The sequence below is a fragment of the Marinimicrobium sp. UBA4209 genome (assembly GCF_002381585.1).
GTDB classification, from domain to species: Bacteria; Pseudomonadota; Gammaproteobacteria; order Pseudomonadales; family Cellvibrionaceae; genus Marinimicrobium; species Marinimicrobium koreense.
This window is the reverse complement of record NZ_DFTP01000094.1, coordinates 38,219-49,999: the sequence shown is the minus strand read 5'-3', so window position 1 is coordinate 49,999 and position 11,781 is coordinate 38,219. Positions and strand designations below refer to the sequence as shown.

Below are 11,781 nucleotides of genomic sequence, written 5' to 3'. Positions count from 1 at the left end.
CCCGCCATTGACGCGGGCCCGGTGGCTTTCACCCCATAGTCCCGGATGATGTCGGCGGCGCGTTGGCGCACGGCGGGCCAGTTCACAAGTGAGTGGCGAACGCCGTGGTTTACATAGCCGGTCAACAGTTGGTTCTCGGTTAGTGACATTGAAGCCACCGAACCCCGACCGACCCGGTCTGCCGGCACTGTGCCCAGCCCGCGTCGACGCCGAGCGACGACGCTGCAGCCGTCCAGGGGCGCCTCGTCCAGAGTAAGCGTGCCCCGGTCGGGTTTGAGTTCGCCGTTGATCAGGTCCACTAGTTCGTCCTGCCCGTTACCCGCGACGCCGGCCAGACCGAGAATTTCGCCGGCCTTCAAGTCCAGGCTGATATCGTGCAGATGAATGGCGAACTGACTGGTGGGCCTTACCTCTACCTCCTGTAATTTTAGGCGTACTGCCCCGGTATTGCCGGGTGGCAGGTCGTGATCCAGAACCAGCTCATCCCCGAGCATCAGTTTGGCCATATCACCGGCGCTGGTTTCCGATGGAATGCAAGAACCGGTTACTTTGCCCCCACGTAGAATGGTGGCCCGGTCACACAATGCATTCACTTCGTGCAGTTTGTGGGAAATGAACAGAATGCTGCACCCTTTGCGGGCAAGTTGCTTGAGAACATCAATGAGCTGGGCCACCTCCGGAGGGGTGAGCACGGCGGTGGGCTCGTCCAGAATCAGCAACTGAATATCCTGCAGAAGGCAGCGGATGATCTCCACGCGCTGCTGTTCACCCACCGACAGGGTGTGCACTTGCCGGTCCGGATTGATCGCCAGGCCATATTCCTCGCCCACCGCCACAATGCGCTGGCGCAACGCGCTCATGGAACCGTATTCCGCCTGAGTCAGGTACAGCGCGATATTTTCCGTGACGGTCAGAGTGTCGAACAGCGAAAAGTGCTGAAACACCATGCCCATTCCGAGCGCCCGGGCCTGGGCGGGTCCCTCGATCGACACCTCCTTATTGTTCCACAGCACCTGACCGGCATCGGGCTTGACCACGCCATAGATCATCTTCATGAGGGTGCTTTTGCCGGCGCCATTCTCCCCCAGCAGTGCGTGAATTTCACCGGCCGCGACTTTGAGGTTCACCGTGTCGTTGGCAATGCAGCCCGGATAGGCTTTGGTGACACCGATCAGTTCCAATCGTGTTGCTTTCTCTTGAGACATAAACCTGACTGTTTAGACAAAAATGGTTTCAAGGCTAAAGCAAGGAGTATGCCATTGGCTGATTTTGAGGCGATCCGCAGGACATTTAAAAAAAATTGTCTGTCTGGCCAGATTTTTGCTTTGTACCAGTGAGACAGGGTTTGGCGAAAGCGAAAACCCGCCTGAATCAACGTCCACTGGAGGACTTATCGTGCGTTTGGTTGTCAACAAGGTCTCGGTCGACACCGGCCCCCAGGCGCCGGAGATGACACTGCTTCGCTTTCTGCGCGAACAGCGGCGGCTGACCGGTACGAAAGAAGGTTGTGCCTCGGGTGACTGTGGTGCCTGCACCGTCATGCTGTTAGAGCAGGGGCCGCAGGGCCCGGTCAGTCATACTGTGAACAGCTGTATCTGCCCGCTGGGCAGTGTGGCCGACCGGGAAGTGATCACGGTTGAGGGCTTGGCGGTCGAAGGGGCTCTGCACCCGGTGCAGGAGGCCATGGTCGACTGTCACGGCTCCCAGTGCGGCTTCTGCACGCCCGGGTTTGTGATGTCGCTGGCGTCGCTGCACTCGGAACAGGCCACGCTGCTGGCGGGCGATGACCGTGAACAACGCCACCGCATTCTCGATGCAATTTCCGGAAATCTGTGCCGTTGCACCGGTTATCGTCCGATTGTGGAAGCCGGTTCTCAGGCTCTTAAAAAACCTGCCCGATTGGCCAATATTGTGCAGAATGAGGGTGAGAGTGCACCGTTTGCGAGCAGTGAGGCGTTGTCCGACGGGGACTCAGGCTATCATCGTCCCACCTCGGAAGAGGCGCTTCAGCAACGGTTGCTCGACGAACCCCACGCGCGCCTGATCGCCGGCGGGACTGACCTGATGCTGGAGGCCACTCAACTTTACCGCTCGTTTGAAACGCTGATCGACCTCAATGCCATCGAGAGCCTCAAGAAGGTTTTGGTGACCGACGAGCGCATCGCTGTCGGGGCTGCCGTCACCTACACGGAGCTGGAGCGGACCCTCGGAGCCCGTTCCTCGGAGTTGATGCAGATGTTGAGCCGCCTGGGGTCGCGCCAGATTCGCAATCGCGGCACCATCGGCGGCAATATCGGAAATGCTTCCCCCATTGCGGATATGCCGCCCTATCTGTTGGTACTGGAGGCGGAGCTGATCATCCGCAATGGTCGCGGCGATGAGCGACGGGAAAAGCTGACCGATTTTTACCTCGATTACAAAAAGACCACGTTGGCACCGGGAGAGTACCTGGCGCAAGTGGTGTTTGAGCGGGCCGCCTTTGACGAACCGCTCAAGCTGATCAAGCTCAGCAAACGTTACGAGGACGATATCTCTGCGGTCATGGGAGCGTTTCGCTGGCGCGCTGACGGCTCTCTGGTCATTGCCTATGGCGGTATGGCCGCCACACCCAGGCGCGCGCTGGAGACCGAGGCGCTGCTCAACCAATCGAACTGGCAGCGCAAGGGCGAGCTTGATGAGGCGGCGCTTGATCGGGCCTGTGAACAGTTGTCCCACGAATTTACACCCATGACCGACGTGCGTGCTTCGGCGGATTACCGTATGGCCATGGCCGGCAGTCTGTTGCGCAAAGCCTGTCGGGCTCTGGCGGCGGCGCGTGCCGGGAAGGCCGTGGAGCCGGGGGTATTCACTCATGCGTAAGTTGACCGACCGCCGCCCGGAAGACAGTCCCGCCGCGCTCGCCTCGGGCCGGGCCGTGGCTCATGAATCCGCGCGCAAGCACGTGGCCGGCGCTGCCCGTTATATTGATGATCTCCCGGTGCCGGTCGATCTGGCATACGTTGCTATCGGCCAGTCGATTCAAGCGCATGCGCGCATCAAGCGTGTGGATCTGAGCCGCGTCAGAGCTGCCACCGGGGTTCTCGATGTGGTGGTGCAGGCCGACATTCCCGGCAAGATTGACGTGGCGCCGGTGTACGGTGGCGATCCACTGCTTGCGGGCGACGAAGTGGAATATGTGGGCCAGCCCATTTTTGCGGTGGCGGCCACCAGTCAGGAAGCCGCGCTGCGGGCGGTGGCCCTGGCCGAGGTGGAGTACGAGCCCCTTGTCGCCCATCTGACGGTAGAGCAGTCGATCGCTGCGGACAGCTACGTTCTGCCGGAACATCATTTGATGATGGGTGACCCCGACGGCGAACTGATGCGTGCGCCCCACCGGATCGAAGGCGAGATCTACGTGCGCGGCCAGGAGCACTTTTACCTCGAAGGTCAGGTGGGGCAGGCCAGTCTCACCGAGGATGGCGGCATTCATGTCATCAGCTCGACCCAACACCCCTCCGAAATTCAGAAGTTGGTGGCGGAAGTGTTGGCGTTGCCCTTTCATCATGTGGTCGCCGAAGTCCGTCGCATGGGCGGCGGGTTCGGTGGCAAGGAAAGTCAGGCGGGCCCGCTGGCGTGCCTGTGTGCGCTTTTCGCTCACCGCCTGCGTCGGCCGGTGCGTTACCGGATGCCGCGTCGGGACGACATGGTCCAGACCGGCAAGCGCCACGATTTTCTCAACCGCTGGCAGGTCGGCTTTGACGATGACGGACGCATCCAGTCCGCCAAAATGGTGTTGGCTGGCAAGTGCGGTTATTCCCCGGACCTGTCCGAAGGCATTGTCGACCGGGCGATGTTTCATGCCGACAACGCCTACTACCTGAACAGTGCTTCCATCCTCGGGTTGCGTTGCAAAACCCACACGGTTTCCAACACCGCCTTTCGGGGTTTCGGTGGCCCCCAGGGCATGATGGCCATAGAAACCATCGTCGAGGATATCGCCCGGGCCCTGGGCATGGATCCGCTCGATGCGCGCAAGACCAACCTGTATCAGCCGGGACGCGATGAAACGCCTTATGGGCAGACCATCGAACAACATATGCTCGTGGACCTGATGGAGCGGCTGGAGGAAAGTTCAGACTACCGCGTCCGCCGCGAGGCCATCACCGCGTTCAACCGGACCCCCGGTTGTCTGAAAAAAGGCCTGGCATTGACGCCGGTGAAGTTCGGTATTTCCTTTACCGCCAAGCATCTCAACCAGGCCGGTGCTCTCCTGCAGATTTACACTGACGGTACCGTGTTGATCAATCACGGCGGGACCGAAATGGGGCAAGGGTTGTACACCTAAGTTCAGCAAATAGTGGCCAATGCCTTCGGCCTGTCAGTGGAACGCGTGCAGGTCAGTTCGACCCGGACCGACAAGGTGCCCAACACCTCGCCCACGGCGGCCTCATCCGGCACTGACCTGAACGGCATGGCCGCCCGTGATGCCTGCGACCGGATCAAGTCGGATCTTCTCGCATTTGCCGAGAGTCACTATCGGGTTTCTCCGAACACAGTACGTTTTGAAAACAATCGTGTATATCTTGATAAAGACCCCGTGGCGTTTGAGGACTTTATCAAGGCGGCCTACCTAAATCGCGTGCCGCTGTTCTCCACCGGTTACTATCGCACTCCGAAAATTCACTACGATCGGACCACCGCCAAAGGTCAGCCATTTCTGTATTTCGCCAACGGCGCGGCGGTGTCAGAAGTCACCTTGGATACCGATACCGGTGAGTACAAAGTCAACCGGGTGGATATCCTCCACGATGTCGGTCAGTCCATTAACCCTGCCATTGATATCGGGCAGATTGAAGGCGGCTTCATTCAGGGGATGGGTTGGCTCACCACCGAGGAGCTGCTGTGGGATGATGCCGGGCGGGTGATCTCCAACAGCCCGGCCAACTACAAAATTCCCACCGCCTTCGATACCCCGGAAGTGTTCAACGTGGCGCTCTACAACCGGCCCAACATCGAGGAGACCGTCTATCACTCCAAGGCGGTGGGCGAGCCGCCGCTGATGCTGGCGATCTCGGTCTGGGCGGCGCTACGCGATGCCTGCGCCAGCCTGACGGATTACCGCTTCAGCCCGCGACTCGATACCCCGGCAACGCCCGAGCGGGTCTACTGGGCGCTACGTGAATGCGAGGCTTTCAATCGCACCGGCAAGCCGGTCGAGGAGGTGGCCGAATGAATCCGCGTGTGAACTGGCAGGACGCCATTGCGTATTGCGCGCGCCAGGGGCGTGGCTACGTGATTGCCACCGTCATAAGCACCCAGGGCTCCACCCCGCGCGATGGCGGCAGCAAAATGGTGATCGATTCCGAGCGCACCTATGACACCCTGGGCGGTGGCCAGTTGGAATTTCTGATCGTGCAGCAGGCCCGCGAACATCTGGCAAAAAATGAAAGTGGCCAATGGCTCAAACCGTTTCCGTTGGCCGCCGAAGCCGCACAGTGCTGTGGTGGCAATGTCACCGTGCTGCTGGAAAGTTACCCCGCCAGCGACTGGACCTTGGCACTGTTCGGAGCGGGCCATGTCAGCCGGGCGCTGACCACGATTCTGGGCGAGTTGCCCTGCCGGGTGGAAATTATCGACAACCGCCCGGAGCTGATGACCGAGTCGCTACCGGAGAATTGCCACTACCACTATTGTGAATCCCCGGTCAGTCGTATCGACGCCTCGCGGGACGATACCTGGGTGGTGATTTTTACCCATGATCACGCTCTCGACTTTGCCCTCTGTGATCGTTTACTGGCGGATTACCGCTGGGCGTTTACCGGGTTGATCGGGTCCGACACCAAAGCCCTGCGCTTTCGCAAACGGTTGGCACAGGCCGGCCACGACAATGCGATGATCGATCGCCTGGTCAGCCCCGTCGGCCTGCCCGAGGTCAAAGGCAAGCGTCCCATGGAAGTGGCGGTTTCCATTGTCGCGCAACTCCAGAGCCGGTATTACGCCGAGGCGCGCCCGCGTCCAGGGACCTCATGGCGAGAGATCAAGCGCCTGCTCGCCAGCCCCGAAAACCGGAGCGCCGACTCCACGGCCAAGGAACCTTTGAAATGACGCCGACCGATGCGATCGACGAACTGAACCTCTCCCCCATGGAGCAGGCCTTCGAACAGCTATACGGCTGCTGCCACTGTCGCCGCTGGGCCCACGATATGGTCGCCGCCCGACCTTTCGAAAATGTGATGGACGTACTTGCTCACGCCGAGCGTTTTTGGGCGAGCGCTACTGAAACGGAAATTCTGGAGGCCTTTTCCGGTCATGCGCGAATTGGAGATACCGAAAAGCTCCGCTCGCGCTTTGCCGGAAAGGCCAAAGACGAACAGGGTCAAGTACTGCAGACCGACGAATCGGTACTGCATGAGCTGCACCAGTTGAACGTCGATTATGAACAGCGACATGGTTTTATTTTTATCGTCTGCGCCAAGGGCAGAAGTGCGGAAGCGATGCTCCAGACGTTGCGCGAGCGCATCGACAATTCCCGCGCCGAGGAGTTGCGCAACGGCGCCAGCGAGCAAGGACAGATCACCCGCCTGCGGCTTCTTCAGTGGCTTCAACCAACCGAGTAGTGAAAACTATGGCACGAACCCCGATTACTACCCACGTACTCAACCTGGAAACCGGCCGCCCGGCGGCAGGAGTGGAGGTTGGTCTCTACCGCGCCGATGACGCTGAACCCTTGGTGACCGGAACCACCAACAGAGATGGTCGCATCGGTCATTGGTCCAGCGCCTTTTTCATCGAGCCCGGCGTGCATCGCCTGTGCTTTGCGGTGGGAGATTGGTTCGCCTCTCGCGGCGTGGACAGCTTCTACCCCCAGGTGGATATTTACTTCAGCGTCGAGTCGGCAGAGGAGCACTACCACGTGCCGGTGCTTCTAAACCGCTTTGGTTACTCGACCTATCGTGGCAGTTGACGGAGCGGTTTATGACGGCAGTATTTGACACGGCCTATCGCGCCGCCATTGTGCATTTTACCGATGAGCCCGATCCGCACACCGGAGCCGGCCTGGAATATTTTGAAGACGGCGTACTGCTGGTCGACGATCGGGGGCGGGTTGTGACCGTCGACCATGCCAGGGTCCTGCAACGTCAGGGCCTGGATCTGAACCGGTGTCGACACAGCCCCGACTGGTTGCTCATGCCGGGGTTGATCGACAGTCACATTCACTACCCACAGACCGGGGTCATCGCCTCTTACGGCGAGCAGTTGATCGACTGGTTGAATCACTATACGTTTCCCGCAGAGCAGGCGTTTTCCGATGCCGAGTACGCCCGGCTCGAGGCGGAGCGCTTTGTTGACCTGCTGCTCGCCCACGGCACCACCACCGCCATGGTGTACACCACCGTCTACCCGCAGTCCACCGATGCCTTCTTCGAGGTCGCCCGACAGCGGGACCTGTGCATGCTGGCGGGCAAGGTGATGATGGATCGCAATGCCCCGGAAGCGTTGCTCGATACCGCCACCGGGAGCGATCGACAGTGCCGGTCGTTGATTGAACGCTGGCACCACAACGGCCGTTTACATTACGCCCTGACGCCACGTTTTGCGCCGACCAGCACCCCCGAACAGCTGCGTCTGACTGGGGAACTCTACCGGACCTACGATGACCTTTACCTGCAGACTCACCTGTCAGAAAACCTGAATGAGCTCGCATGGGTCAAAACACTTTTCCCCGACGCTCGGGATTATCTGGATGTGTACGATCGCTACGGACTTTTGGGAGAGCGCAGTGTCTTTGGTCACGGCCTGCATCTGAGCGATGTCGAGCTGAAGCGCTTGGCCGATACCGGCTCTTCGGTCGCCTTCTGTCCGACGTCCAACCTGTTTCTCGGTAGTGGTTTACTGAATGCCCGGCGGCTGACCGATGCTAGAGTCGAGATCAGTATCGCCACCGATGTCGGGGGCGGAACCAGTTTTTCAATGCTGAAAACACTTGCGGAAGGTTACAAGGTGCTTCAGCTTCAAGGCCAGAACCTGAATCCGTTACAGGCCTTTTACTGGATCACCCTGGGCAATGCCAGGACACTCAAGCTTGATCACCGCATAGGCAACTTCGCTCCGGGAAAAGACGCCGATTTTATTCTGATCGACCGGTCGTCCACTCCGCTCCAAGCATATCGACAAGCAAGAGCGGGGACGCTGACGGAATCGTTGTTTGCATTGATGATGCTGGGAGACGAGAACAATATCGCGAGCACCTATGTGATGGGGCGGCCACAGTTTCAACGACAGTCAGTCACGGCCCAGCAGGCGACTTACGTATAGAAGGGGAACGGATTTGGACACAGTATTGATTGATTGGCTGAACCTGGCGGTACGTTGGTTTCATGTGGTGGCCGGGATTGCCTGGATCGGAGCCTCGTTTTACTTCATTTGGCTCGATCTGAACTTGCGCGAGCCGCCGACATGGAAAAAAGAAAAAGGCATCAAGGGCGATCTCTGGGCGATACATGGGGGAGGTATTTACGAAATAGGAAAGTATCGGCTGCGACCGGAAGCCATGCCCGAGAAACTGCACTGGTTCAAATGGGAGGCCTACAGTACCTGGTTGAGCGGGACTCTGTTATTGATCCTGCTTTACTACGTTCAGGCCCGTACCTATCTGGTGAGGCCCGACGCTTGGATCGAAACACCGGGAGCCGGGGTGGTGGCGAGCCTGCTGTTTATTGCTCTGGGGCAACTGTGCTATGAAGCGCTGCTGAGGACACCGCTGGTAAAAAAAGGGTGGGGGTTTGCCGTGGCGTTGATGCTTTTGATCACCCTCGCAAGTTGGTTGGCACAACAACTGTTTTCCGGGCGGGCCGCGTACCTTCACGTGGGGGCGATGATCGCCACTTGGATGGCGGGCAATGTGTTCTGGGGCATCATTCCCGCACAAAAATCGTTTGTGGCGGCGGTGAGCGAAGGACGGGAGCCGGATGCGGCCAAAGCCCAATTCGCCAAGCTGCGTTCCACGCACAACAACTACCTTACGCTGCCGGTTATTTTCTGCATGATCAGCAACCATTACCCATTTCTCTACGGCCATCCACAGGCCTGGCTGGTATTGTCCGCCGTGGGTATTCTGCTCGCTTGGGGCCGGCATTACTTCAACCTCAAGCATCAGGGCCACCATCGCCCGGCGGTGCTGCTCTCCAGTGCGGCGGGTCTCGTCGTGGTCGCGGTACTGGCCTCATGGCCCAGTTCCGATTCGTCGGCCGGCGCAGCATCGGAATTGCCTGCGCCGGCGCAAGTGGATGCCTGGGCGACCCGGCACTGTGCCAACTGCCATGGGGTTGACCCGGTGCAGCCCGGCTTTCGGGCGCCGCCAGCCGGGCTGGTCATAGAGTCCTCGATGGATCTGGCAGCGCACAGGGACCTTGCACTGCCGGCAATCCAGTCGAGCTATATGCCTCTGGGTAATATGACCGGACTGACCGATAAGGAGCGAGTCGCCCTGGTCGCTTGGTTGAAGGCGCAGAACTCTCTGGAAAAGGAGGCTCAGTAATGGTGGCTTACATTATTGTCGATATCGATGTGCATAACCCGGAACCCTATCGGGAGTATCTGAAAAAGATTACGCCCACAGTGGCAGCGTGCGGCGGTCGCTATCTGGTGCGTGGGGCGCGGACCAAAGTTTTACATGGCAATTGGCAGCCCGAACGAGTAGTCGTCATGGAGTTTCCCGATTGGGAACGTGCCCAGCACTGGGCCACCTGCGAAGAGTACCAGCCCATCCACCAGTTAAGGCAGGCCAACGCCAGCGTTCGTATGATTCTGGTGGACGGCTCGGTGGAAGCTCAATGCCGGGTGAGTGCTTCGATCAGTACGCTGTGCTGAGGGAATAGTTCGATTAAGCCAGTCCGCTTTCCCAGAGTCATATCAGCAAAATCAAACCCCGGCGATACGGCTTCACTGATCAAACCGTAGCCACTGGTCCCAGACAATAGGCGCGATGCCTTCCAGGTACCACCCTGAACCGTCAACTGCAGGCGCTGCCCCCTGTTCACATTTGGTCCCATTACCACGCGTTCCAGTTTACCGTCCGGGTGGATCAGGAAGTACTCGATCGGGTCGCCGAGGTGAAAGTAATGCACAATGTCCGAGCGGTTAAGGTGGAAATGACCTACTGGTGAGGTATCGGTCAGCAGGTAGTGAATGGACGTCATTAAAAACCGCTCGCCGTAGCGGGTCATGATCGGGTCGCGATCATCGGCCTGAAAGGTGCGACGATAAAACCCTCCCTCCACGTGTTGTTCTAGTCCCAAAGCCCGGATGACCGCTTCAGCGCTCGGTGTGGTCATTGTTGGATCTCCTTGTGCGGTGAGGCCTTGGCAGGCGGTAAGTGCCGAGACGCATAGCCCAATGATAAGAGATCGATAAACCATAGCATCAACTCTCCTGTTCGGTGGCTGGGTGATGCTGGTGCCAGTGACGGGCGATATCCACCCGGCGGCAGCACCAGACATCCTCGTGGTCGAGTGCGTAGCGGACAAAGCGCTCCAGTGCCTGGAACCGACCTGGCCTGCCAATGATGCGACAATGCAGCCCGACACTCATCATTTTCGGTGTCTCGACGCCCTCGGCATAAAGGGTGTCGAAGCTGTCTTTCAGGTATGTATAGAACTGCTCACCACAGTTGAAACCTTGTGGCGCGGCGAAACGCATGTCGTTGTTGTCCAGCGTGTAGGGAATGATCAGGTGTGACGGTTTACCCTCGTCATGATACCAGTAGGGCAGGTCATCGGCGTAAGAGTCGGAATCGTACAGGAAGCCTCCGCGCTCAATGATCAGTGACCGGGTGTTCGGACTGTCCCGTCCGGTATACCAGCCCAAGGGCGGCTCGCCAGTCACCCGAGTATGAGTCTCAATGGCTCTCTCGATTTGCGCCCGCTCCTCTTCGATAGGCATAAACTGGTGGTCGATCCAGCGGTAGCCATGACTGGCAATTTCCCAGCCGGCCGATAGCATGGCTTCCACGGCGGCCGGGTTGCGTTCCAGGGCCATGGCCACTCCATAAACGGTGACGGGTACGCGCCACTCGCTGAATAAGCGGTGCAATCGCCAGAAACCTGTTCGGCTTCCGTACTCGTAAATGGACTCCATGCTCATGTGTCGGTCGGGATAGGCCTTGGCGCCAATGATCTCGGACAGAAAAGTCTCCGAGGCGTCGTCGCCGTGAAGCACGCAGTTTTCTGCTCCCTCTTCGTAGTTGATCACAAACTGCAGGGCCATACGGGCGTTCCCGGGCCAATTGGCCTTGGGGGGACGGTTGGCATAGCCGATCATGTCTCTGGGGTAGGAATCGTTCATTATGGGGCTCACTTGGGCGAAATTATCAAAGCAGAGAGTTGAACTACTCTCATTGCGTGTTCAAAAACTGTGCCATTGGACAGGGTATGATAAACACAGTATATGCAGACAAAGTGCCGTATTTCGGGGCAATACGGGCTGAGAGTGCACCATCAAATTACAAATCTCGACCATATAGACAGGTTATCTTCTGGCGGCGCACAGCAGTAACGCGGCGTTCATGGCGTAATCAGAAAATTGGTATTGCAATTGCTAGCCAAAGGGAGAGAGTAACGAATCCAGCGCCGCACCCGTATGTGCTGCACTTGGAAAGTCCATCACCTAAACGGATCACTGAATGAAAACCACACCGCTTTCCAAGACCTTGATTTTAGCCTGGTTGTCGGCGGCCTTCTGGCTGGTGCTTGGCGCCGCACAGGCCGAAGCCGAGGGAGACTGGTTTGAACGCTTCAAGTCCAA

The 11,781-nt window shown here is 58.7% G+C and carries 10 protein-coding genes and 1 pseudogene; 8 read left to right on the top strand and 3 right to left on the bottom strand.

Annotated features, from left to right (window positions below; genetic code table 11):
- Positions 1–1,205 (bottom strand): ABC transporter ATP-binding protein (locus tag B3187_RS13725; RefSeq protein WP_286807044.1); only part of this gene is annotated, 1,205 nt, incomplete at its 3' end.
- Between the two features lie 190 nt (positions 1,206–1,395).
- On the opposite strand from B3187_RS13725, the gene xdhA reads away from it, so the two are divergent.
- From xdhA to B3187_RS13685, 8 genes and pseudogenes are all read left to right on the top strand, one after another.
- A complete protein-coding gene (gene xdhA, locus B3187_RS13720) occupies positions 1,396–2,859 on the top strand; it encodes a xanthine dehydrogenase small subunit (protein ID WP_286807043.1) in 1,464 nt (487 codons plus the stop codon).
- Positions 2,852–5,212, top strand: a pseudogene (gene xdhB, locus B3187_RS13715) (xanthine dehydrogenase molybdopterin binding subunit). The gene xdhA and the pseudogene xdhB overlap by 8 nt, the downstream one beginning before the upstream one ends.
- On the top strand, positions 5,209–6,084 hold the full coding sequence (gene xdhC / locus B3187_RS13710) for a xanthine dehydrogenase accessory protein XdhC (RefSeq protein WP_286807041.1): 876 nt from the start codon (positions 5,209–5,211) through the stop codon (positions 6,082–6,084). The pseudogene xdhB and the gene xdhC overlap by 4 nt, the downstream one beginning before the upstream one ends.
- The gene (uraD, locus tag B3187_RS13705; RefSeq protein WP_286807039.1) at positions 6,081–6,596 is read left to right on the top strand and encodes a 2-oxo-4-hydroxy-4-carboxy-5-ureidoimidazoline decarboxylase; all 516 of its coding nucleotides are present in this window, start codon (positions 6,081–6,083) and stop codon (positions 6,594–6,596) included. The genes xdhC and uraD overlap by 4 nt, the downstream gene beginning before the upstream one ends.
- Before the next feature lie 8 nt (positions 6,597–6,604).
- Complete coding sequence (gene uraH / locus B3187_RS13700; protein ID WP_286807038.1) at positions 6,605–6,943, top strand: hydroxyisourate hydrolase; 339 nt, start codon at positions 6,605–6,607, stop codon at positions 6,941–6,943.
- Between the two features lie 11 nt (positions 6,944–6,954).
- On the top strand, positions 6,955–8,295 hold the full coding sequence (gene guaD, locus B3187_RS13695; protein ID WP_286807037.1) for a guanine deaminase: 1,341 nt from the start codon (positions 6,955–6,957) through the stop codon (positions 8,293–8,295).
- Between the two features lie 13 nt (positions 8,296–8,308).
- Positions 8,309–9,517 (top strand): urate hydroxylase PuuD, encoded by a 1,209-nt coding sequence (locus tag B3187_RS13690; protein ID WP_286807035.1) that lies wholly within the window; start codon positions 8,309–8,311, stop codon positions 9,515–9,517.
- Positions 9,517–9,849, top strand: a complete 333-nt coding sequence (locus B3187_RS13685; protein ID WP_265366744.1) for a DUF1330 domain-containing protein — start codon at positions 9,517–9,519, stop codon at positions 9,847–9,849. Before B3187_RS13690 ends, B3187_RS13685 begins: the two co-directional genes overlap by 1 nt.
- On the opposite strand, the gene B3187_RS13680 is transcribed toward B3187_RS13685, so the two are convergent.
- Complete coding sequence (locus B3187_RS13680) at positions 9,810–10,313, bottom strand: cupin domain-containing protein (RefSeq protein ID WP_286807034.1); 504 nt, start codon at positions 10,311–10,313, stop codon at positions 9,810–9,812. The genes B3187_RS13685 and B3187_RS13680 overlap by 40 nt on opposite strands.
- 88 nt (positions 10,314–10,401) lie before the next feature.
- Entirely contained in the window at positions 10,402–11,322 is a 921-nt protein-coding gene (puuE, locus tag B3187_RS13675; protein ID WP_286807032.1) for an allantoinase PuuE, read from the bottom strand.
- Positions 11,323–11,781: the final 459 nt, after the last annotated feature.

Coding starts and splice junctions, on each gene's coding strand:
- uraH (WP_286807038.1), top strand. CDS start 6,605: ATGGCACGAACCCCGATTACTACCCACGTACTCAACCTGGAAACCGGC.
- guaD (WP_286807037.1), top strand. CDS start 6,955: ATGACGGCAGTATTTGACACGGCCTATCGCGCCGCCATTGTGCATTTT.
- xdhC (WP_286807041.1), top strand. CDS start 5,209: ATGAATCCGCGTGTGAACTGGCAGGACGCCATTGCGTATTGCGCGCGC.
- B3187_RS13685 (WP_265366744.1), top strand. CDS start 9,517: ATGGTGGCTTACATTATTGTCGATATCGATGTGCATAACCCGGAACCC.
- puuE (WP_286807032.1), bottom strand. CDS start 11,322: ATGAACGATTCCTACCCCAGAGACATGATCGGCTATGCCAACCGTCCC.
- uraD (WP_286807039.1), top strand. CDS start 6,081: ATGACGCCGACCGATGCGATCGACGAACTGAACCTCTCCCCCATGGAG.
- B3187_RS13680 (WP_286807034.1), bottom strand. CDS start 10,313: ATGACCACACCGAGCGCTGAAGCGGTCATCCGGGCTTTGGGACTAGAA.